The organism is Streptomyces sp. NPDC059008 (assembly GCF_042749045.1).
GTDB lineage: Bacteria > Actinomycetota > Actinomycetes > Streptomycetales > Streptomycetaceae > Streptomyces.
This window is the reverse complement of record NZ_JBHYJC010000008.1, coordinates 135,470-156,438: the sequence shown is the minus strand read 5'-3', so window position 1 is coordinate 156,438 and position 20,969 is coordinate 135,470. Positions and strand designations below refer to the sequence as shown.

Here is a 20,969-nt window from a genome sequence, read left to right as displayed (position 1 = left end):
CCTCCCCTTGTCGGTTGGCCCGGGCGCGCTGAGGGTGAGAGGGGTGCGCCCGGACGTGGTGCCCTGACTTCCGGACTCCCCGGAATGTGGCGGCGGCAATCGCCGCCGTGAGCATTCTGCGCAGGCGATCGGGACGAACGGAACGGACCGGCAGCCAGCTCGCCTGTGACATTCCCAACTCAAATGAGAATCCAGGGTGCTGGTGCCGGCCCGTCAGGCGCCGAACGCCTTCGAAAACAAGATCAGTGCTTGCGGAACTCCTCGGCGGCCAGCAGCGCCGTGTCGGGGTTGTCGGAGAAGATCCCGTCGATGCCGGTCGCGAAGAGCTTCTTGAGGTAGTCGAGGGAGCGGCCGTACGCGGCGGGGTCCTTGCCTACCTGGAAGTCCAGTGGCAGGAAGCTGTTCTCGTTGCGCAGCGTGTACGGGTGGACGACCAGGCCCTCGGCGTGCGCGTCGCGGACGAGGGTGGTGGGCTTGCCGAGCTTGCCCTGGTCGTCCTGCGCGATGATCTGCGGCAGCCAGGGGCCGATGCCCTGGGCGAAGCCGGAGACCCACTTGAGCCCCTCGGGCTTGAGCAGATCGGCCGTGGTGCGCGGGTCACCGGCCTCCACGAAGTCCCAGGGCCTGACGGTCGGCTCGTCGAGCAGGAGGACCTTCGGGCAGCGCAGGCCCAGCTTGCCGAGCCGCTGGAGGCTGCTGGGTTCGAAGGACTGCAGGAAGTTCGGGGAGTGCGTGAGGTGCCGCCCGTACCGGCGCAGCAACTTGGCGAGCGGCTCCTCGATGCCCAGGCCCAGCTTGCGGAAGTAGGTGGGGTGCTTGGTCTCGATGTAGAGCCAGATGTGACGGCCGCGCCTGCGCCCCTCGCGCTCGGCCCACTGGAGGACCTCTTCGAAGGTGGGCACCTCCCAGTGTCCGTTATAGAGGGTGTTGTGCTGGCGGACGTCCGGTATGCGCTCCTTGGCGCGCAGGGTCTTCAGCTCGGTGAGCGTGAAGTCCTCGGTGAACCAGCCGGTGAGCTTCTTGCCGTCGACGGTCTTGGTGGTCTTACGGCCGGCGAACTCCTGGCGGTCGGCGACATCGGTGGTGGCCGTGATGTCGTTCTCGTGCCGGCAGACCAGATGCCCGTCCTTGGTGGGGACGAGGTCCTGCTCGATGACGTCCGCGCCCATGTCGAGGGCCAGTTGGTACGAGCCGAGGGTGTGCTCGGGACGGTAGCCGCAGGCGCCGCGGTGGCCGACGACCAACGGGACCGGCAGCCGCTCCCCGGCCGTGCCGTCGCGCCCGCTCGCGCTCGCCTGGCCGGCCCCGCCGAACACCGCCGCCCCCGCGCCGAGGGCGGCCGCCGCCCCCAGCACCGTCCGACGTCCCGGCTGCTGCCGCTTGTGCATACCCACGCTCCTTGTTTCGCGTTCTTTGGTGGGGTTCCGGGTGCTTCCGGGTGTTTTCCGGGATGCGTCAAGGCGTGTTGCGCACCTGCCCGCGGAACCGGGCCGATCGTAAGCACGGACGGGTCATGCCGGGGAGACGCACGCCGACTTCGGGGGGAACATGGTGGTAACACACGTCAACCGTGAGTCAACTGTGCGTATCGACCTCATGAACCCGATGTGCGCGCGGGAGTAACCCGCGAGTATGGTCCTGGGCTGCAGAGTTCTGCTCCCGCTCGACATTGACCAGCCACGACCCGGAGGGCCCGTTGTCCCGCATTGTGCTGAAGGCGATCCTTGGATTCGTCATGCGTGTCCTGTACCGCCCCCGGGTCGAGGGCATGGAGCGCATTCCGGCGACCGGGCCGGTGATCCTGGCCGGCAACCACGTCACCTTCATCGACTCGCTGTTCCTGTGCCTGATCGTCAAGCGCCCGGTCTACTTCATCGGCAAGGACGAGTACGTCACCGGCAAGGGCCTCAAGGGCCGCCTGATGGCCTGGTTCTTCACCAGCGCCGGCATGATCCCGGTGGACCGGGACGGCGGCCACGGCGGTGTGGCGGCCCTGATGACCGGCCGCCGCATCCTGGAGCAGGGCAAGGCCTTCGGCATCTACCCCGAGGGCACCCGCTCCCCCGACGGCCGTCTCTACCGCGGCCGTACGGGCATCGCCCGGCTCGCCCTGATGACCGGCGCGCCCGTCGTCCCGTTCGCGATGGTCGGTACGGACAAGGTGCAGCCCGGCGGCAAGGGCCTTCCGCGCATCGCCCCGGTCACCGTCCGCTTCGGTGAGGCGCTGGACTTCTCCCGTTACGACGGCATGGACCGCGACCGCTACGTCCTGCGGGCCGTCACCGACGAGGTGATGAGCGACGTCATGGAGCTGTCCGGCCAGGAGTACGTCGACATGTACGCCACCAAGGCCAGGGCCGCCTGAGCCGTCGGCCGGCCACCGCGCGACGGGCCCCATCCGATCCTCGGACGGGGCCCGTTGCGCTGTCCGGGCCCGCGCCGGTCAGCAGGGGACCCGGAAGTCGCGGTGCGCGCGCTGGCCCTCGGTGCCGCCGGTCCGCGCGGTGCGCAGCGCCACCTCGGGCCGCGGTACCAGGCTGCTGTCGTGGAGGAGTTGCCGGCGCTGGGCGACCTCGCCGGTACGGGCGCCGGGCGCCTGGGTGTTCCTGGCCGAGACCCGGTTCAGCGGCGCGGGCTCCAGCAGCTCCCTGGTGCGCACGAAGGTGATGAAGCTCTCGAAGTCGCGGGTGTGCCGGACCGGTGCGGTGAACCCGGTGAAGGCGCTGAAGCCGTCCTGGTTGATGAGGGTGTACGAGGGTGCGGCCAGCCGGTATCGGCGGCCGAGGTCGAGTGCGGCACCGTCGATGAACACCTCGGCCGGGTCGATCCGCCGGCCGACCTTGCCCGCGGCGTCGAAGGTGTAGCGCACGTTGCCGGAGACCGCCAGCGGCGAGAAGCCCAGGCTGCCGCCGGTGGTCGGCGCCCACTGCTCCTCCAGCGCGTCGTGGATCTGCCGGCCGGTGACGGTGACGGTCATGATGGGGTCGCCGAAGCCGACGGCGTTCCAGGCCTGCCCGAAGGTGACGGCGCCGTCCGCCGCCTCGTCGCGGATCAGATCGCCGGCGATCACGGCCTGCCCGACGCGGGGGGCGACCGCGATGACGGCGAGTTCCGCGGGGGTGTTGGGGTGGTCGGCGGGGTCGTCCATCGGGCCGAGCGGCTGCCGGCCCGCCCACAGGGCCCAGTCGGCGACGAGGTTGCCCATGGTGGACTCCCCCACCGCGTTGCGCCGCCGGGTGAAGGAGCCGGTCTGGGTCCCGACCCTGCTGCTGGCGCGCCGGGAGCCGTAGTTCGCCCAGTACGCGGCGATCGACCGCAGCTCCGGGTCCGGTGTCACATCACGGGTGTTGGGGTGGTTGACGGAGGTGGTCAGCTCCCGGATCACCGCTCCGGTGTCCGGGTCGAGGCGCAGGTTGATCTCGTTGACGAGCTGGCCGTAGCAGCCGGCCTCGACGAACGGGCGGGGGGTGCCCTCGGGGTCGGGCAGCATCATGGTGAAGGCGTTGTGCCAGTGGCCGGTGACGATGGCGTCGATGTCCGGGGAGGCGCGCAGGGCCAGTTCGTAGGCGGGCCCCGAGGGGTTCTTGCCGCTGGAGAAGTCGCTGCCGGCCACCGCGCCGTCGTGCACGCTGAGGACGATCGCGTTGACGCCTCGCGACTTGAGCGCCCGGGCGCAGCGGTTGGCGGTCTCCAGCTCGTCCAGGGTGCGCAGTCCGGGCTGGTAGGAGCCGGGGAAGGACTCGGTGCCGATGGCGGTCAGATGGATGAAGCCGACCGGCAGCCGGCGGCCGCCGCCGGCGTCCACGTACTCGATGTTGTACGGCGGCAGGACGAGTTCGCCGCTGGCGTTCCACACGATGTTGGCGCTGTAGTACGGGAACTTCGCGCCCTGAAACCGGCGGCCGGTGGAGTCCTCGAAGTCGTCGTCGCGTCCGACGACCGGGAAGCCGTCGCCGTCCTCCATGTGCGACGTCAGGAACGTCGCCGACTTGTCGAACTCGTGGTTGCCGGCCGAGGCGAAGTCCATGCCCATGGCGTTGAGCGCCTCGATGGTGGGCTCGTCGGCGAAGGCGGCGGCGTCGAACTCCCAGCCGGAGAAGAGGTCGCCGGGTGCGAAGAACAGGGAGTTGCGACGGCCGTCGCGCAGCCGTTCCAGGTGAGCCGCCATGTAGGCCACGCCGCCGACGGTGTACTGCTTGCCGCCGGCGCCGGTGATGACGGAGTGGGCGCCGGGCGCGCCCTGCAGATAGCCGTGCAGATCGGTGATGTTGAGGAGTTGGACGTCCACGTACTCGTCGGCGGTACCCGCGTCGCGGGCGTGGCCGGTGGCGTAGGCGTCGCTGCCGATGGCGCTCGCGGTGGCCAGAGCCCCCGCGGCGGTGAAGAAGGACCGTCGTCCGATGTCGCGCACTGCGTCACTCTCCTGAGCGGGCCGTCCGTAGGGGGACGACCGGAGAGTCAACCGAGCCGCGCGGGACGGCCGGTCACCAAGGCGCGTACCGGGCGTGAACGGGCGGGGGACAGTCGCCCCCAGGGCGTGTCCTGTTGATCATCGCGGGTGCGGGGCGACGTGATCCACAGGACACGCCCTGGGGCCGGGCGCGCGCCCGCCATCCGGCGGATCGGCCGTAGGCCGCGCCGTTCGCGGTGACGGTCGATCAGCCGCGCGGCGTCTGGGCGGCGGGGAGGTCGGCGGCCTCGGCGGCGGCCGGGCCGTCCGCCAGCTCCTGGCCGCGGAGCAGGAACCAGGCGGCGGCCGCCGCGCCCAGCAGCACCACCGCGGCCACTCCGGCGGCGACGTCCACACCGTCCACGAACGAGTCCTGGGCGGCGCCCAGCAGCGCCGAGGCCTGGTCGGCGGGCAGCTGGCCGGAGGTCTCGACGGCGCCGCCGAGCGATTCGCGGGCGGCGTCGGCGGAGCCTTCGGGCACGCCGGGCGGGGTGGCGAAGCCCCGGTAGATGCCGGTGACGATGGAGCCGAGCAGGGCGATGCCGAGCGCGGCGCCCAGTTCGTAGGCCGTCTCGGAGACCGCGGAGGCGGCGCCCGCCTCTTCCTTGGGCACGCTGGAGAGGATCACATCGGCGGTGACGGTGAACGAGAAGCCGGCGCCGACGCCGACGACGAAGAGGATCACGCACATCGCCGCGGTGCCGGTGTCGGCGTGCAGCGTGGTGCAGCCGACGAGCGAGAGCCCGACCATGGCCAGCCCGCCGGCCACCACGATCCGTACGGACAGCCGCCGGGCGACCCATCCGGCGGCCAGACCGGCGCCCACCGCACCGACCGCGGCCGGGAGTTCGACCAGCCCGGCGTTCAGCGGTGAGCGCTGCTGCACCATCTGGAGGAACTGGGAGAGGAAGAAGACCAGCCCGGACAGGCCGAGGATGGTCAGCAGATCCGCCAGCACCGCCCCGGTGAACCCCCGGTGGTGAAAGAGCTTCATGTTCAGCAGCGGCGAGGCGAGGGTGAGCTGCCGGCGGACGAACACGAACAGTGCGAGCACACCGACGACGGCCGCCACGGCGATCTCCCAGCGGTAGCCCACCGCCGCCGCCTCCTTGACGGCGTAGACGACGGCGACCATGCCCACCAGGGCCAGCAGCACGCTGGGAATGTCCCAGGGTCCGGGGTCCGGGTTGCGCGACTCCGGGATCACCTTGGCGCCGACGGCCACCAGCAGCGCCATCACCGGAAGGTTGATCAGGAAGACCGAACCCCACCAGAAGTGCCCCAGCAGAAAGCCGCCGAGGACCGGCCCGACGGCCATGCCGGCCGAGGCCATCGCGCCCCAGATGCCGATGGCCAGGCTCCGCTCCCTGGGGTCGTGGAAGAGGTTGCGGATCAGCGCGAGGGTGGACGGCATCAGCGTCGCACCGGCCACGCCCTGCAGCGCCCGCGCGACGATCATCATCTCCGGGCTGGTGGCGTAGGCGGCGAGCACCGACATGGCGCCGAAGGCGACGGAGCCGATCAGCAGCAGCTTCTTGCGGCCGATGCGGTCGCCGAGGCTGCCCATGGAGACCAGCAGGCCAGCGATGACGAAGGAGTAGATGTCACCGATCCACAGCAGCTGGGGCCCGGTGGGGCGCAGGTCCTCGCTGAGGAAGGGGGTGGCGAGGCCGAGGACCGTGGCGTCGACGCCGACGAGGAGTACGGCCAGGACGAGGACGGCGAGCGCGAGCCAGCGGCCCGGGCGGGGTTGGTCGTCCACATGGGCCGAACCGGCCCGTCCTGACGCTATGGTCTCGGTCATTTCTCCATGCTCCGTCGGATGCCGCCGAGCAGCAGCTCGGCGATCGAGTGGTTGAGGTCGTTGCGGGCGACCCGCCCTTCGTGCACGGCCCAGGCACCGGCGCCGATCAGGCCGTAGAACGCCTCGGTGAGCCAGGCGGCACTCAGTTCGACCCGGAAGTCGCCCTCTTCCTGGCCGCGGCGGAAGAGGGCGGTGATCCGCGCGTCGAGCTCCGCCCAGCCGGCGTTGATCTCGCCGCCCTCGAAGAGCTGGTTCTCGGTGAAGAGGAAGGCGAGTACGGCGGCGACCGGCTCGGCTTCGGCGATCAGCCGGCGCAGGGCCCGGGCCGCGTCGTCCTGGTCCAGCCGCGCGGCGTCCATGGCCTGCGCGAACTGCGCGATCCCGTGTTCCTCCAGGGCTCTGATCAGGGCGTCCCGCCCGGCGAAGTGCCGGTGCAGGGTGGCGCGGCTGATACCGGCGGCGCGGGCGATCTCGTCCATCGACGTCGTCGCCCGGCGGGTGAGCAGCGCGGCGGCTTCCTTGAGTACGTGTGCACGATCCACGGCCATGAGACACACACTAACCGAATGAGACACCAATGTCTCACACAAGGGTGGTGCGCTCTCCGCGTCTCGCGGCGGACGGAGCGGCCCCGGAGCACCCAGGAACGCCGACGGCCCGTACCCGGTCACTTCCGGGTACGGGCCGTCGCCGGCTGCCTGTCCTGCCTACCGCGGCTGCTTGGCCGCCGCCCACTCCTGCTGCTCGACCAGATCGGCCCGCACCTCGGCGAGCTGGACCGCCACGGCCGAGGGGGCGGTGCCGCCGCGGCCGCTGCGCGAGGCGAGCGCGCCGGGGACGTTGAGCACGCCGCGGACCTCGGGGGTCAGATGGGGGGAGATCTTGGCGAACTGCTCGTCGGTGAGCTCGTCCAGCTCGATGCCGTGCGCCTCGCACTCCTTGACGCAAGAGCCCGCGACCTCGTGCGCCACCCGGAACGGCACGCCCTGCTTGACCAGCCACTCCGCGATGTCGGTGGCCAGCGAGAAGCCCGCCGGAGCCAGCTCCTCCATCCGCTCGCGGTTGACGGTCAGGGTGGCCATCATGCCGGTGAACGCCGGGAGCAGTACCTCCAGTTGGTCGCAGGAGTCGAAGACCGGCTCCTTGTCCTCCTGCAGGTCGCGGTTGTACGCGAGCGGCAGCGCCTTGAGCGTCGCCAGCAGCCCGGTCAGATTGCCGATCAGACGCCCCGACTTGCCCCGGGCCAGCTCCGCGATGTCCGGGTTCTTCTTCTGCGGCATGATCGACGAGCCGGTCGAGAAGGCGTCGTGCAGGGTCACGAAGGAGAACTCCTTCGTGTTCCAGATGATGACCTCCTCGGCGATCCGGGAGAGGTTCACGCCGATCATCGCGGTGATGAAGGCGAACTCGGCGACGAAGTCCCGGGAGGCCGTGCCGTCGATGGAGTTCCCCGCGCTGCCGTGCTCGAAGCCGAGGTCCGCGGCGACCGCCTCCGGGTCGAGGCCCAGCGAGGAGCCGGCCAGCGCGCCCGAGCCGTACGGGGAGACGGCGGTGCGCTCGTCCCACTGCCGCAGCCGCTCGGCGTCCCGGGACAGCGACTGCACATGCGCCAGCACGTGGTGCGCGAAGAGCACCGGCTGGGCGTGCTGGAGATGGGTGCGGCCCGGCATCGCGACGTCCGGGTGGGCCTCGGCGAGCCCCACCAGCGCCTCCTGGAGGTCGGCGACCAGCGCGCCGATGATCCGGGCGTGGTCGCGCAGGTACATCCGGAAGAGCGTGGCGACCTGGTCGTTGCGCGACCGGCCGGCCCGCAGCTTGCCCCCGAGGTCCGGGCCGAGCCGCTCCAGCAGCCCCCGCTCCAGGGCGGTGTGCACGTCCTCGTCGGCGACGGTGCCGGTGAACGAGCCGTCGGCGACATCCGCTTCGAGCTGGTCGAGGCCGGCGATCATACGCGTCAGCTCGTCCTCGGTGAGCAGGCCCGCCTTGTGGAGCACTCGGGCGTGCGCGCGCGAGCCGGCGATGTCGTACGGCGCCAGTCGCCAGTCGAAGTGGACCGACGCGGACAGCTGGGCCAGCGCCTCGGCCGGTCCGTCGGCGAAACGGCCGCCCCAGAGCCGGACGTCGCCGCTGTTTCCGTTGCTCACTTGCTCTGCTCCTCAAGGCTGCGGTGGCGGGGGTCCGTCAGGGGGACGCCGCCGGACCCGGCAGCCGCCCCCCTGCCGCGGGCGCGGGGCGGGGAGGCGGCTGCCGTACGAAGGTGACGGGACGGGCTCAGGCCAGGTCGCGCTTGGCCGCGATCTTGCTGGACATACCGAAGAGCTCGATGAAGCCCTTCGACAGCGACTGGTCGAAGGTGTCGCCGGTGTCGTACGTCGCCAGGTTGAAGTCGTACAGCGACTTGTCCGACTTCCGGCCGGTGACCACGGCGCGGCCGCCGTGCAGCGTCATCCGGATGTCACCGCTGACGTGCTGGTTGGCCTCGTTGATGAAGCCGTCCAGGGCCCGCTTGAGCGGCGAGAACCACAGGCCGTCGTAGACCAGCTCGCCCCAGCGCTGCTCGACCTGCCGCTTGTAGCGGGCAAGTTCCCGCTCGACGGTGACGTTCTCCAGCTCCTGGTGCGCGGTGATCAGGGCGATCGCGCCCGGTGCCTCGTAGACCTCGCGGGACTTGATGCCCACCAGCCGGTCCTCGACCATGTCGATCCGGCCGATGCCCTGGGCGCCGGCCCGCTCGTTGAGCTGCTGGATGGCCTGCAGGACGGTGACGGGCTTGCCGTCGATCGCCACCGGCACACCTTCCTTGAAGGTGATGACGACCTCGTCGGCCTCCCGGGCGACGGCGGGGTTCTCGGTGTACTCGTACACGTCCTCGATCGGCGCGTTCCAGATGTCCTCCAGGAAGCCGGTCTCCACGGCCCGCCCGAAGACGTTCTGGTCGATCGAGTACGGCGACTTCTTGGTCGTGGCGATCGGGAGGTTCTTCTCCTCGCAGAAGGCGATCGCCTTGTCCCGGGTCATCGCGTAGTCGCGGACCGGCGCGATGCACTTGAGGTCGGGGGCGAGGGAGGAGATGCCGGCCTCGAAGCGGACCTGGTCGTTGCCCTTGCCGGTGCAGCCGTGGGCGACGGTGGTGGCGCCGTGCTTCTTGGCGGCGGCGACCAGGTGCTTGACGATGGTCGGCCGGGAGAGGGCGGAGACCAGCGGGTAGCGGTCCATGTACAGCGCATTGGCCTTGATCGCCGGGAGGCAGTACTCGTCGGCGAACTCGTCCTTGGCGTCGGCGACCTCCGCCTCCACCGCACCGCAGGCGAGCGCGCGCTTGCGGATGACGTCCAGGTCCTCGCCGCCCTGGCCGACGTCCACGGCAACGGCGATGACCTCGGCGCCCGTCTCCTCGGCGATCCAGCCGATGCAGACAGAGGTGTCCAGGCCGCCTGAGTAGGCGAGTACGACGCGCTCGGTCACGGGTTTCTCCTTACGGTGCATTCACTGATGGGTATAAGTATGCACTCCACCGTATGATTCGTCAACGCAGTAGCGAATACGCAGGTCAGCGGCGCGCCGTCCGCGGTCTCGGGTATCACTCCCCCTGCGCCGACCCCGTTTCCACCCCCTCCCGCAGCAGCTCGACGAGCACCGCCACATGGCTGAGGGGCACCTGCTTCGTCGCGGTCAGCAGCGTCAGCGGCCCCTGCGCGACGCGCTCGCGCAGCCGCTCCAGCGCCTGCCGCGCGGCCTCACCCTCCAGCTCCTGGCGATAGCGCTCGGCGAAGGCCGCGAACCGCTCCTCCTGATGGCCGTACCAGCGCCGCAGCTCGGACGAGGGCGCCGCGTCCCTGCACCATTCGGAGAGCTGCGCGGCCTCCTTGGACAGTCCGCGCGGCCACAGGCGGTCCACCAGCACCCGCGCGCCGTCCGCGGCCTCGGGCGGCTCGTACACCCGCCGCACCCGGATCCCGTCACCAGCGGATATTTCACCCATAACCCCATCGAACCACGGGCACGACCCCCGCACCGGGAGCCCGGTGCACCCCTCTCCGGGGCCCCGCTTTGGATTCATGGCCCGGGACAGGGTATTTTTCTTCTGCACGCCCCGGCCGGGAAGCTTCCGGCCGGTTCGAGCACCGGGACGTGGCGCAGCTTGGTAGCGCACTTGACTGGGGGTCAAGGGGTCGCAGGTTCAAATCCTGTCGTCCCGACGGTGCGAAAGGGTCCGTTGGACGGGAGAATTCTCCCGCCCGACGGACCCTTTGCCGTTCCGCGCGGCGAAGCGGCGGGGGCGCGGCGAGAACCCCTCGCAGCGGCCCGTCAGCCGCGGGTCACGACAGACCGCCGATCGTGGTGCGGACCTTGTCGACGACCTTGGCCGGGAGGGTGGCATAGCCCTGGAAGGTCAGGTTCTCCTGGCCCTTCTGGCTTGCGACGTAGGTCAGGAACGCCTTGGTGGCGGGCCAGGTCGAGGACTTGTTGCCCTTGTTGCAGACGATCTCGTAGGTGACCACGTCGATCGGGTACGCGCCCGGGGCCTTGGTCGTGTAGTCGAGCTTGAGGACGAGGTCGGAGTCGCCGGCGGGCTCGGCGCCGGCGATCGCCTGGGACGCCGAGATCACATTGGCGTCGACGGGAGCCGGCGCGCCGGTGTTGAGGGAGACCGTGCGGATCATGCGGGCGACCGCGTAGGGCAGCTCGAAGTAGCCGATCGCGCCCGCGGTCCGCTGCACCTGGGCGGCGAGGTCCGAGGAGCCCTCGACGCCCGTGCCGCCCTTGCCCTGCCACTCCTTGCTGTGCCCGTAGGGCCAGGCGTCCGGGGCGACGGCGCCGAGGTAGGCGGTGAAGTTGTCCGTCGTACCGGAGGAGTCGGAGCGGTGGAACTGCCGGATGGGGGTCGACGGCAGCTTGACGCCCTCGTTGAGCCGGGCGATCGCCGAATCGTTCCAGGTGGTGATCTGCCCGTTGAAGATCTTGGCGAGCGTGGGGGCGTCGAGGACCAGCCGGTCGACCCCGGGCAGGTGGTAGCCGACCGCGATCGGTCCGCCGACCATCGGCAGGTGGACGGCGTGACCGCCGGGGCAGACCTTCTCCGACTGGTCGATCTGCGCGCCGGACAGCGGTGAGTCCGAGCCCGCGAAGGCGGTCTTGCCCTGGAGGAACTCTTCCTGGCCGGCTCCCGAGCCGTTGCCGGTGTAGTCGATCTTGGTGTCGGGGCAGGCCCGGGTGTAGGTCTTGATCCAGTACTTCATGGCGTACTGCTGCGCCGTCGAGCCGGAGGCCCGCAGACTGGCCGCCGCGCCGCAGGCGATCCCGGAGGCGCCGGCGGAGGTCTTGGTGCCGGTGCCGGGCGAGGGGGTGGAGGGGCTGGAGGTGGCGTTCGCACTGCAGGCCGTCAGGGTCAGGGCGCCACAGGCCACCAGCGCCCCGAGCGCCCTGACGCGCGGCCCGCCCTTGCACAGAGGCTTCACTCTCCGGCGCTCCTTCCTGCGTACCGGGCGCGGCCGGCGCAGTCGAGGGTGATGAGACCTCCGTAACTATATGCACACTTTTTGACACTAAGGGTGATTTGGGCGGCCGGGTGAGGGCCGGGTGGGGTCAGTGCGCCTTCTGCGCCAGCCTCAGCAGATGGTCCGCGAGCGCCTGACCGCCCGCCGGGTCGCGGCTGATGAGCATCAGGGTGTCGTCGCCCGCGATGGTGCCGAGGATGTCGTGCAGTTCGGCCTGGTCGATGGCGGAGGCCAGGAACTGTGCGGCACCCGGCGGGGTGCGCAGGACCACGAGGTTGGCGGAGGCCTCGGCGGAGATGAGGAGTTCGCCGGAGAGGCGGCGCATCCGCTCCTCCTTGGCCGACTCGCCCAGCGGCGCCCGCGGCGTGCGGTCGCCGCCCTCACTGGGCACCGCGTAGATCAGCTCACCACCGGTGTTGCGGATCTTCACCGCGCCCAGCTCGTCCAGGTCGCGCGAGAGGGTCGCCTGGGTGACGGACAGACCGTCGTCGGCGAGCAGCTTCGCGAGCTGGCTCTGGGAGCGCACCGGCAGCCGGTTGAGGATGTCCACGATCCGGCGGTGGCGGGCGGTACGGGTCTGCGGCACGGCCTGGCCGCCGTTGTGCACCTCGTTGTCCTGCGGCTCGGTCATCGGTCTCGTCAGTCTCCGGATCGTTGTTCCCCGTGGGCCCCTTGGTGGGCCGTGTTGAGGACGGCGGGAAGCCTCCGGAGGAACACCTCCGCCTCCTCGTCCGAGACGATCAGCGGCGGGGCGAGCCGGATGACGTCCGGCGCGACCGCGTTCACCAGGAGACCCGCGTCCTGAGCCGCCTGCTGCACCTGGGGCGCGAGGGACTCCGTCAAGACGATACCGAGGAGCAGGCCCACGCCGCGGACCTGGCCGACCAATGGGTGCCCCAGGGCCTCGATCCCCTTGCGCAGCCGTTCGCCGACCCGCGTGACGTTCTCCAGGACACCGTCCTTGTCGATGGTGTCGAGGACGGCGAGGGCGGCGGCGCAGACGACGGGGTTGCCGCTGAACGTCGAGCCGTGCGACCCGGGCGTGAGCAGGTCGGCGGCCGGGCCGAACGCCAGCGTGGCGCCGATCGGCAGACCGCCGCCGAGGCCCTTGGCGAGCGTGACGATGTCCGCCTCGACGCCCTGGGCCCGGGACTCCAGCCAGTGCCCGGTCCGGCCGATACCGGTCTGGATCTCGTCCAGGACCAGCAGGGTGCCGGTGGCGGCGGTGATCTCGCGGGCGGCCTGGAGGTAGCCGGGCGGCGGGACGACGACGCCGTTCTCGCCCTGGACGGGCTCCAGGATGACGAAGGCGGTGTCGGTGGTCACGGCGGAGCGCAGGGCGTCGGCGTCCCCGTACGGCACGTAGTCGACCTCGCCGGGCAGCGGGGCGAAGGGGGCCTGTTTGGCGGGCTGGCCGGTGAGGGCCAGGGCGCCCATCGTGCGGCCGTGGAAGCCGCCGACCGTGGAGACCATGTGGGTGCGCCCGGTCAGCCGGCCGATCTTGAAGGCGGCTTCGTTGGCCTCGGCGCCGGAGTTGGAGAAGTAGACCCGGCCCGGACGTCCGGCCAGCGCGAGCAGCCGCTCGGCGAGCGCCACGGTGGGCTCGGCGACGAAGAAGTTCGAGACATGGCCGAGCGTGGCGACCTGGTCGCAGACCGCACGGAGCACCGCGGGGTGGGCGTGGCCGAGCGCGTTGACCGCGATGCCGCCGAGGAAGTCGAGGTACTCCTTGCCGTCGGCGTCCCACACCTTGGCGCCCGCACCGCGTACGAGCGGGATGCGGGGGGTGCCGAAGTTGTCCATCATGGCGCCCTGCCAGCGCCGGGTGAGGCCCTCGTTGGTCACCGTCGCCCCCTGGTCGTGTGCCGCCCCGGTCACGTCGCCCCCTCGATCGTGTTCGTGTCCGGCACGACCATCGTGCCGATTCCTTCATCGGTGAAGATCTCCAGCAGGATCGAGTGCTGGACCCGCCCGTCGATGACCCGGGCGGTGTGCACCCCGTTGCGGACGGCGTGCAGACAGCCCTGCATCTTGGGAACCATGCCGCTGGCCAGGTCGGGCAGCAGCTGCTCCAGTTCACTAGCAGTCAGGCGGGAGATCACCTCGTCGCTGTGCGGCCAGTCCTCGTAGAGGCCCTCCACGTCGGTGAGCACCATCAGCGTCTCGGCGCCGAGCGCGGCGGCCAGCGCGGCCGCGGCGGTGTCGGCGTTGACGTTGAAGATGCCGGACGCGCCGGCGCTGAGGTCCTCGTCGTCGCTGCTGCGGGCGATGGAGGAGATCACCGGGATCCGGCCGTCGTCCAGCAGGGCGTGCACCGCGCCGGGGTCGATGGCGGTGATCTCGCCGACCCGGCCGATGTCCACCCGCTCGCCGTCTATGTCGGCGTAGTGCTTGGTCGCGGTCATCAGACGGGCGTCCTCGCCGGTCATGCCGACGGCGAGCGGGCCGTGCTCGTTGAGCAGGCCGACGAGCTCCCGCTGCACCTGGCCGGCGAGCACCATCCGTACGACGTTCATCGCCTCGGGCGTGGTGACCCGAAGGCCGCCCTTGAACTCCGACTCCAGGCCGAGCAGGTCCAGCTGGGCGCTGATCTGCGGGCCGCCGCCGTGCACCACGACCGGGCGCAGGCCGGCGTGCCGCAGGAAGACCACGTCCTGGGCGAAGGCCCGCTTGAGGTCCTCGTCGACCATCGCGTTGCCGCCGAACTTGATGACGACGGTCTTGCCGTGGTGCCGGGTCAGCCAGGGCAGCGCCTCGATGAGGGTGCGGGCCTTGGGCAGCGCGGTGTGCTTGCGGGTACTCATGACGAGTACGCGCTGTTCTCGTGGACGTAGTCGGCGGTGAGGTCGTTGGCCCAGATGACCGCGGACTCGCTGCCGGCGGCGAGGTCGGCGGTGATCCGCACCTCCCGGTAGCGCATGTCGACCAGGTCGCGGTCCTCGCCCACCGAGCCGTTCTTGCAGACCCAGACGTCGTTGATGGCGACGTTGAGCTGGTCGGGCTCGAAGACCGCGGAGGTGGTACCGATGGCGGAGAGCACCCGGCCCCAGTTGGGGTCCTCGCCGTGGATGGCGCACTTGAGGAGGTTGTTGCGGGCGATGGAGCGGCCGACCTCGACGGCGTCGTCCTCGCTGGCGGCGTTGACCACCTCGATGCGGATGTCCTTGCTGGCGCCCTCGGCGTCCCCGATCAGCTGCCGGGCGAGGTCGTCGCAGACCGTGCGCACGGCCTCGGCGAAGGCGTCCTGGTCCGGTACGACACCGGAGGCGCCGGAGGCGAGCAGCAGGACGGTGTCGTTGGTGGACATACAGCCGTCGGAGTCGACCCGGTCGAAGGTGGTGCGGGTGGCGGCCCGCAGCGCCGCGTCGAGGCCGGCGGAGGGCACATCGGCGTCGGTGGTGAGCACGACGAGCATGGTGGCCAGGCCCGGGGCGAGCATGCCGGCGCCCTTGGCCATGCCCCCGACGGTCCAGCCGTCGCCCTGGGCCACGGCGGTCTTGTGCACGCTGTCGGTCGTCTTGATGGCGATGGCGGCCTTCTCGCCGCCGTGCTCGCTCAGTTCGGCGGCGGCCCGCTCGACGCCGGCCAGCAGCTCGGCCATCGGGAGCCGGATGCCGATCAGCCCCGTGGAGGCGACGGCCACCTCGCCGGCGCTGTGCCCCTCGAGCACCTCGGCGACCTTCTCCGCGGTGGCGTGGGTGTCCTGGAAGCCGAGCGGGCCCGTACAGGCGTTGGCGCCACCGGAGTTGAGGACGACGGCGGAGACCGTGCCGCCCTTGAGGACCTGCTCGGACCAGACGACCGGGGCGGCCTTGACGCGGTTGGAGGTGAAGACGCCGGCGGCGGCCTGTCGCGGCCCGTTGTTCACCACGAGGGCGAGGTCCGGGTTGCCGTTGTCCTTGATCCCGGCGGCGATGCCCGCCGCCGTGAATCCCCTGGCTGCCGTCACACTCACTGTGTCTCCTTGTTCGCTCCGCCGCGGAAGCGGCTGATGTCACCGTCGCCCGCGCAGCGCAGCGGTGCGGCCATCGTCGTCGTCTGCGGCCCGGCGGCTGCGCGACCGTCGCTCACGGCGCGACTCCGATCGTCGAAAGTCCGGTGGTCTCGTCGAGACCGAGGGCGATGTTCATGGACTGCAGGGCGCCGCCCGCGGTGCCCTTGGTGAGGTTGTCGATGGCGCTGATCACGATGACCCGGCCGGCCGCCTCGTCGTACGCCACCTGGATCTGCGCGGCGTTGGAGCCGTAGACGGCGGCGGTCGCCGGCCACTGCCCCTCGGGGAGCAGCCGGACGAACGGCTCGTCGGCGAAGGCCTTGTCGTACGCGGCCCGTACGGCGGCGGCGTCCACGCTGGGCTTCGCCTTCGCCGAGCAGGTGGCGAGGATGCCGCGGGGCATCGGCGCCAGGGTCGGGGTGAAGGAGACGGTGACCGGCTCCCCCGCGACCGCGCCGAGGTTCTGGATCATCTCGGGGGTGTGCCGGTGCACGCCGCCCACGCCGTACGGGGACATCGAGCCCATGACCTCCGAGCCGAGCAGATGCGGCTTGGCGGCCTTGCCGGCGCCGGACGTGCCGGACGCGGCGACGACCACGGCCTCGGCCTCGACGAGCCCGGCGGCGTACGCGGGGAAGAGCGCGAGCGAGACGGCGGTCGGGTAGCAACCGGGCACCGCGATGCGCTTGGACCCCTCCAGCGCAGCACGGCAACCCGGCAGTTCGGGGAGGCCGTAGGGCCAGGTGCCGGCGTGCTCGCTGCCGTAGAACCGCTGCCAGTCCGCCGCGTCCTTGAGCCGGAAGTCGGCGCCCATGTCGACGACGAGGACGTCCGGCCCGAGCTCCTCGGCGACCGCGGCGGACTGGCCGTGCGGCAGCGCGAGGAAGACGACGTCATGGCCGGCCAGCACCTCGGCGGAGGTCGGCTGGAGCTCCCGGTCGGCCAGCGGAAGCAGATGCGGCTGCAGCGAACCCAGGCGCTGACCCGCGTTGGAGTGCCCGGTCAGCGCGCCGATCTCGACCTCCGGGTGCCCCAGAAGCAGGCGCAGCACCTCACCCCCCGCATATCCGCTCGCACCGGCCACTGCCGCTCGTACCGTCATGGACCCTCCTCCTTGTTGGCATGACTATACGGAATGCAGCAGTTTTATGCAATGCCCTGAGATCGGGCCCTCGGTCGCACCGGGGACCGGGGCCGCATGGGCGCGTGCGCTGAGTAGAGCACTCCCCCTCGGCGAGGCAGGCTGTACCCATGCGGTCTCCTTTCCGCGCACCCCCTCGACCGGAAGCCGGCGGTCACGGCCAAGCCCTCTTCGCCGTCGCGCGGTGCGTGCCCTTCGCGATCGCCCTGCTCGTGGTGGGCATCGAGTTCTCGCCCGCGCACTTCCTGTACACGGGCCCGCTGCTCACGGCGACGCCGGCGCTGGCCGCGGTGACGATGGGGCCCAAGGGGACGATCTCGGCGGCGTGCGTCGCGCTGGCCGTCAGCGTGGCCACCGCCACCCACAACCAGGCCTGGGGCAGCCAGCAGGTCTACACCAACTTCCTGGCCATCTTCCTGGTGTCCGCGGCCAGCATCGCGACCAGCAGCGCCATGCACGCGCGCCGGACCAGCGAACTCGACCAGGTCCGCCGGATCGCCGCGGCGGCGCAGGAGGTCCTGATGCGTCCGGTCCCCGCCCGGCTGGGCCCGGTACGGGCGGCCGGCATGTACCTCGCCGCGGAGACCGGGGCGCAGATCGGCGGAGACCTCTACGAGGCCGTGCAGACCCGGTACGGGGTCCGGATGATCGTGGGGGACGTACGGGGCAAGGGGCTGCCCGCCGTGCGGGGCGCCGCCGCCGTGCTGGGCGCGTTCCGGGAGGCCGTGCACTACGAGGACGACCTCGTGGAGGTCATGAACCACTGCGCGGCCGCGCTGCAACGGGAGAAGGCCGAGCCCGGTGCGGGCGATGCGGAGTCACTGGCCGAGGGCTTCGTCACCGCGCTGATCGCCCAGGTGCCCGACATGCCCGTGGTCCAGCTGGTCAACCGCGGCCATCCGCCGCCGCTGGTGCTGCGGCAGGGCAGGGTGCAGGCGCTGATGCCCGCCTCGCCGCTGCCGCCCCTGGGGTTGGAGGACTTCATCACGGGCCCTCCCGTCAGGGCGGAGAGCTATCCGTTCACCACCGGCGACCGTCTGCTGCTGCACACCGACGGGGTGATCGAGGCCCGCGACCGCGACCGCGGCTTCTTCGGCCTGCCCGAGGCCATGGAGGCGGCGCCGGCCTGCCCTCCGCCGGAGTTCCTGGAGTACCTGCACCAAGGGCTGGTCCACCACACCAGGGGCCACCTGGCGGACGACGCGGCGCTGCTGGTCGTCGACCGGCTCGACGACGAAGCGAAGCGCCCCGACAGCCCGCCCGGCTCTTAGCGGATCGGCGGCGGGCCGGGCCTCGCCGGTGAGCGAGCCGGGGGGGCTTCCGGCAGGCGGGGTCAGGAACGCGGGGCGTCGGGCTCGGTGGCCCGGGCCGCGTTCTTCTCCTTGATGCGCACGGCTTCCTTGCGGACCTCGGCCTGGGTGGCCCGCTCCTTCTGCAGCCAGTCGGGGCTCTCCTTCTTGAGCGCCTCGATCTGCTCCGTGGTGAGCGGCTCGGTGACTCCGCCGCGGGCGAGACCCGAGATGGACACGCCCAGCTTCGCCGCGACCACCGGCCGGGGGTGCGGGCCGTTGCGTCGCAGCTCCTGCAGCCACTCGGGCGGATCGGCCTGCAGTGCGTTCAGCTCGGTGCGCGAGACGACACCCTCCTGGAACTCGGCGGGGGTGGCCTCGAGGTACACGCCCAGCTTCTTCGCCGCGGTCGCGGGCTTCATCGTCTGGGCGGTCTTGTGCGACGTCATGTGTCAAGGGTATCGAGCGTGTGCACCACCTCTGACCACGACCGGTAGCCTGGTGCGGTGACCGGCTCGGAAGAATCCCCCTCGTTCCGGCTCGCCTACGTCCCGGGAGTGACGCCCACGAAGTGGGTGCGGATCTGGAACGAGCGGCTGCCCGACATCCCCTTGACCCTCATCGGGGTGCCCGCCGCCGAGGCGTGCGCGGTCCTGCGGGGCGGCGGCGCCGACGCGGGTTTCGTACGGCTGCCGGTCGACCGGGACGACCTCAGCGCGATCCCCCTCTACACCGAGGCGACGGTGGTCGTGGTCCCCAAGGACCACGTCGTGGCGGCGGTCGACGAGGTGTCGGCCGAGGATCTGGCCGACGAGATCGTGCTGCACCCGCTCGACGACACCCTCGACTGGGAGCGCCTGCCGGGGCGGCCCGCGATCGAGCGCCCCGCCACGACGGCGGACGCCATCGCGCTCGTGGCGGCCGGAGTGGGCGTGCTCGTCGTCCCGCAGTCGCTGGCCCGGCTGCACCACCGCAAGGACCTGACCTACCGTCCGGTCCTGGACGCTCCCGCCTCGCGCGTGGCGCTGTCGTGGCCGCAGGAGGAGACCACCGACCTGGTGGAGGACTTCATCGGGATCGTCCGCGGACGGACCGTCAACAGTTCGCGGGGGCGCCGCCCGGCTCCCGCGCAGCCGAAGGCCAAGCGCCCCGAGACCGGCGGCGCGCGGCGCAAGCCCGCGGCCGGGAAGTCGGCCGGCAAGTCGGCCGGGAAGACCTCACGGGGCGCTGCCGGCGGTTCCCGGGGCGGCGGCAAGCGCGGAAAGCCGCGCCGCCGGTCGTAGGCCTGCCGCCGCGCCGCGCCTCAGGCGTGCTGCGGCATCTCGTTCTTCAGCGTCGACCTGATCTTCTCGCGCAGTTCGGGGCCGTCGGTGTGGCCGTGGACGGAGACCGCGTGCTCGCTGGCGGCGCGGACCACCTCTTCCTCCTCACCGGAGATGACGAGGCTGCAGTTCGTCTCGCTCGGGAAGTCCCGGCAGTCGATCTTCTTGCGCATGGTGCACCTCCTTCCCTCCCAGTCTCGGCCCGTGGCCCCCGCCCTCCGCATACGGCGAATCCCGTATGGCGCGAGGGGTGGCCGTGCTGTTGCAGTGGGAGATGAGCGGTAGTGAGAACAGAGGGAGAAGGCAAGGAGGTGGGAGGGATGGCGAGGGCCGCCGGGGCCGGCCGCGGGAGCACTGTGGACGAGGGGCGTGTGCAGGAGTTCCTGGAGCGCGTGATCACCGACGGCGGGGCCGCGGTCGCCGGTCTGTGCACCTCGCTCGGCGACCGGCTGGGCCTGTACTCGGCCATGGCCGGCGCCGGTCCGCTCACCTCCGCGCAGCTCGCACAGCGCACCGGGCTCGTGGAGCGCTACGTACGCGAATGGCTCGCCGCCCAGGTGGCCGGCGAGTACGTCACGCATACCCCCGCCACCGACACCTACGAGCTGCCCGACGAGCACGCCGCGGTCCTCGCGGACCCGGGGGCACCCACCTACGCCGCCGGTTTCTTCACCATGCTGCAGGCCCTCTACGCCACCGAGGAAAGCCTGATGGAGGCGTTCCGCACCGGTGAGGGCGTGGGGTGGGAGGAACACGGCCCGGCGCTGTTCGACGGCACCGCGAAGTTCTTCCGGCCCGGCTACCGAGCCGCTCTGGTGCCGGAGTGGCTGACCGCGCTGGACGGCGTGGTGCAGAAGCTGGAGCGCGGCGCCCTCGTCGCGGACGTCGGATGCGGCTACGGCTACTCCACGACGCTCATGGCGCAGGCCTTCCCCCGGTCGCACTTCCAGGGCTTCGACTTCCACCGGCCGTCGGTCGAAGCGGCCCGCGGCATCGCGGCCGAGCAGGGGCTGGACGACCGGGTCGGCTTCGAGGTCGCCACCGCCCAGGACTTCCCGGGCGAGGACTTCGACCTGATCACGTTCTTCGACTGCCTGCACGACATCGGCGACCCCGGCGGCGCGCTGCGGCACGCCGAGCACGCGCTCGCCGACGGCGGGACCTGCATGATCGTCGAGCCGAACGCCTCGGCGAACGTGGCGGAGAACGCCAATCCGGTCGGCCGGGCCATCACCGCCGCCTCGGTCGCCGTGTGCCTGCCGTCCGCGCTGGCCCAGCACGGTCCGCAGGCGCTGGGGAACCACGCGGGCGAGGAGGCGCTACGGGACATCGCGGACGAAGCCGGACTCCACCACTGGCGGCTGGCGGCCCAGAGTCCGGTCAACCGCGTCTATGCCGTCGGGCGTTAGTAGCGCCTGACGCGCCCGGCCGGTCTTCCCCCGGCCGGCCGGGTGTCTTCCCCCAGGACCGC

The 20,969-nt window shown here is 71.4% G+C and carries 19 protein-coding genes and 1 tRNA gene; 5 read left to right on the top strand and 15 right to left on the bottom strand.

Annotation, left to right across the window (positions count from 1 at the left end):
• Positions 1 to 242 precede the first annotated feature (242 nt).
• Entirely contained in the window at positions 243 to 1,388 is a 1,146-nt protein-coding gene (locus ACFWZH_RS13355) for a glycerophosphodiester phosphodiesterase (protein WP_384428890.1), read from the bottom strand.
• 308 nt (positions 1,389 to 1,696) lie between these two features.
• On the opposite strand from ACFWZH_RS13355, the gene ACFWZH_RS13350 reads away from it, so the two are divergent.
• Complete coding sequence (locus ACFWZH_RS13350; RefSeq protein ID WP_384428887.1) at positions 1,697 to 2,365, top strand: lysophospholipid acyltransferase family protein; 669 nt, start codon at positions 1,697 to 1,699, stop codon at positions 2,363 to 2,365.
• 78 nt (positions 2,366 to 2,443) lie between these two features.
• On the opposite strand, the gene ACFWZH_RS13345 is transcribed toward ACFWZH_RS13350, so the two are convergent.
• The 6 genes from ACFWZH_RS13345 to ACFWZH_RS13320 form a co-directional block, all read right to left on the bottom strand.
• Positions 2,444 to 4,411, bottom strand: coding sequence for a bifunctional metallophosphatase/5'-nucleotidase (locus tag ACFWZH_RS13345; protein ID WP_384428884.1), 1,968 nt, complete (start codon positions 4,409 to 4,411; stop codon positions 2,444 to 2,446).
• 247 nt (positions 4,412 to 4,658) lie between these two features.
• A complete protein-coding gene (locus ACFWZH_RS13340; protein WP_384428881.1) occupies positions 4,659 to 6,254 on the bottom strand; it encodes an MFS transporter in 1,596 nt (531 codons plus the stop codon).
• Positions 6,251 to 6,802 carry a TetR/AcrR family transcriptional regulator gene (locus tag ACFWZH_RS13335; RefSeq protein ID WP_384428878.1) on the bottom strand — a complete coding sequence of 184 codons (552 nt, stop codon included), beginning with the start codon at positions 6,800 to 6,802 and terminating at the stop codon, positions 6,251 to 6,253. The genes ACFWZH_RS13340 and ACFWZH_RS13335 overlap by 4 nt, the downstream gene beginning before the upstream one ends.
• A gap of 159 nt (positions 6,803 to 6,961) precedes the next feature.
• Entirely contained in the window at positions 6,962 to 8,398 is a 1,437-nt protein-coding gene (gene argH, locus ACFWZH_RS13330; protein ID WP_384428875.1) for an argininosuccinate lyase, read from the bottom strand.
• A gap of 127 nt (positions 8,399 to 8,525) precedes the next feature.
• Complete coding sequence (locus ACFWZH_RS13325; RefSeq protein ID WP_384428872.1) at positions 8,526 to 9,719, bottom strand: argininosuccinate synthase; 1,194 nt, start codon at positions 9,717 to 9,719, stop codon at positions 8,526 to 8,528.
• Positions 9,720 to 9,834: 115 nt separating this feature from the next.
• Positions 9,835 to 10,236 (bottom strand): DUF488 domain-containing protein, encoded by a 402-nt coding sequence (locus tag ACFWZH_RS13320; protein WP_384428869.1) that lies wholly within the window; start codon positions 10,234 to 10,236, stop codon positions 9,835 to 9,837.
• A gap of 143 nt (positions 10,237 to 10,379) precedes the next feature.
• Between ACFWZH_RS13320 and ACFWZH_RS13315 the strand changes: the two genes are divergently transcribed.
• Positions 10,380 to 10,453: transfer RNA gene (locus ACFWZH_RS13315), tRNA-Pro, on the top strand.
• A gap of 120 nt (positions 10,454 to 10,573) precedes the next feature.
• Here the strand turns inward: ACFWZH_RS13315 and pstS are convergent.
• The 6 genes from pstS to argC form a co-directional block, all read right to left on the bottom strand.
• Positions 10,574 to 11,713 (bottom strand): phosphate ABC transporter substrate-binding protein PstS, encoded by a 1,140-nt coding sequence (pstS, locus tag ACFWZH_RS13310; RefSeq protein WP_384428866.1) that lies wholly within the window; start codon positions 11,711 to 11,713, stop codon positions 10,574 to 10,576.
• Positions 11,714 to 11,840: 127 nt separating this feature from the next.
• Complete coding sequence (locus ACFWZH_RS13305; protein ID WP_384428863.1) at positions 11,841 to 12,383, bottom strand: arginine repressor; 543 nt, start codon at positions 12,381 to 12,383, stop codon at positions 11,841 to 11,843.
• Between the two features lie 8 nt (positions 12,384 to 12,391).
• The gene (locus ACFWZH_RS13300; protein ID WP_384428860.1) at positions 12,392 to 13,630 is read right to left on the bottom strand and encodes an acetylornithine transaminase; all 1,239 of its coding nucleotides are present in this window, start codon (positions 13,628 to 13,630) and stop codon (positions 12,392 to 12,394) included.
• Positions 13,627 to 14,556, bottom strand: a complete 930-nt coding sequence (argB, locus tag ACFWZH_RS13295) for an acetylglutamate kinase (RefSeq protein ID WP_384428857.1) — start codon at positions 14,554 to 14,556, stop codon at positions 13,627 to 13,629. Before argB ends, ACFWZH_RS13300 begins: the two co-directional genes overlap by 4 nt.
• On the bottom strand, positions 14,553 to 15,707 hold the full coding sequence (gene argJ, locus ACFWZH_RS13290; protein WP_384428856.1) for a bifunctional glutamate N-acetyltransferase/amino-acid acetyltransferase ArgJ: 1,155 nt from the start codon (positions 15,705 to 15,707) through the stop codon (positions 14,553 to 14,555). Before argJ ends, argB begins: the two co-directional genes overlap by 4 nt.
• A 112-nt stretch (positions 15,708 to 15,819) precedes the next feature.
• Entirely contained in the window at positions 15,820 to 16,848 is a 1,029-nt protein-coding gene (argC, locus tag ACFWZH_RS13285; RefSeq protein ID WP_384428853.1) for an N-acetyl-gamma-glutamyl-phosphate reductase, read from the bottom strand.
• A gap of 149 nt (positions 16,849 to 16,997) precedes the next feature.
• Here argC and ACFWZH_RS13280 point away from each other — a divergent pair, with 149 nt between their 5' ends.
• Entirely contained in the window at positions 16,998 to 18,158 is a 1,161-nt protein-coding gene (locus tag ACFWZH_RS13280) for a PP2C family protein-serine/threonine phosphatase (RefSeq protein WP_384428850.1), read from the top strand.
• Positions 18,159 to 18,220: 62 nt separating this feature from the next.
• Here the strand turns inward: ACFWZH_RS13280 and ACFWZH_RS13275 are convergent, their stop codons facing one another.
• Positions 18,221 to 18,625 (bottom strand): DUF5997 family protein, encoded by a 405-nt coding sequence (locus ACFWZH_RS13275; RefSeq protein ID WP_384428847.1) that lies wholly within the window; start codon positions 18,623 to 18,625, stop codon positions 18,221 to 18,223.
• 57 nt (positions 18,626 to 18,682) lie between these two features.
• Between ACFWZH_RS13275 and ACFWZH_RS13270 the strand changes: the two genes are divergently transcribed.
• Positions 18,683 to 19,459, top strand: a complete 777-nt coding sequence (locus ACFWZH_RS13270) for a LysR substrate-binding domain-containing protein (protein WP_384428844.1) — start codon at positions 18,683 to 18,685, stop codon at positions 19,457 to 19,459.
• A 20-nt stretch (positions 19,460 to 19,479) separates the two neighbouring features.
• Here the strand turns inward: ACFWZH_RS13270 and ACFWZH_RS13265 are convergent, their stop codons facing one another.
• A complete protein-coding gene (locus ACFWZH_RS13265) occupies positions 19,480 to 19,671 on the bottom strand; it encodes a DUF1059 domain-containing protein (protein WP_384428841.1) in 192 nt (63 codons plus the stop codon).
• A gap of 147 nt (positions 19,672 to 19,818) precedes the next feature.
• Between ACFWZH_RS13265 and ACFWZH_RS13260 the strand changes: the two genes are divergently transcribed.
• Entirely contained in the window at positions 19,819 to 20,907 is a 1,089-nt protein-coding gene (locus ACFWZH_RS13260; RefSeq protein ID WP_384428838.1) for a class I SAM-dependent methyltransferase, read from the top strand.
• The last annotated feature ends 62 nt before the right edge of the window (positions 20,908 to 20,969 follow it).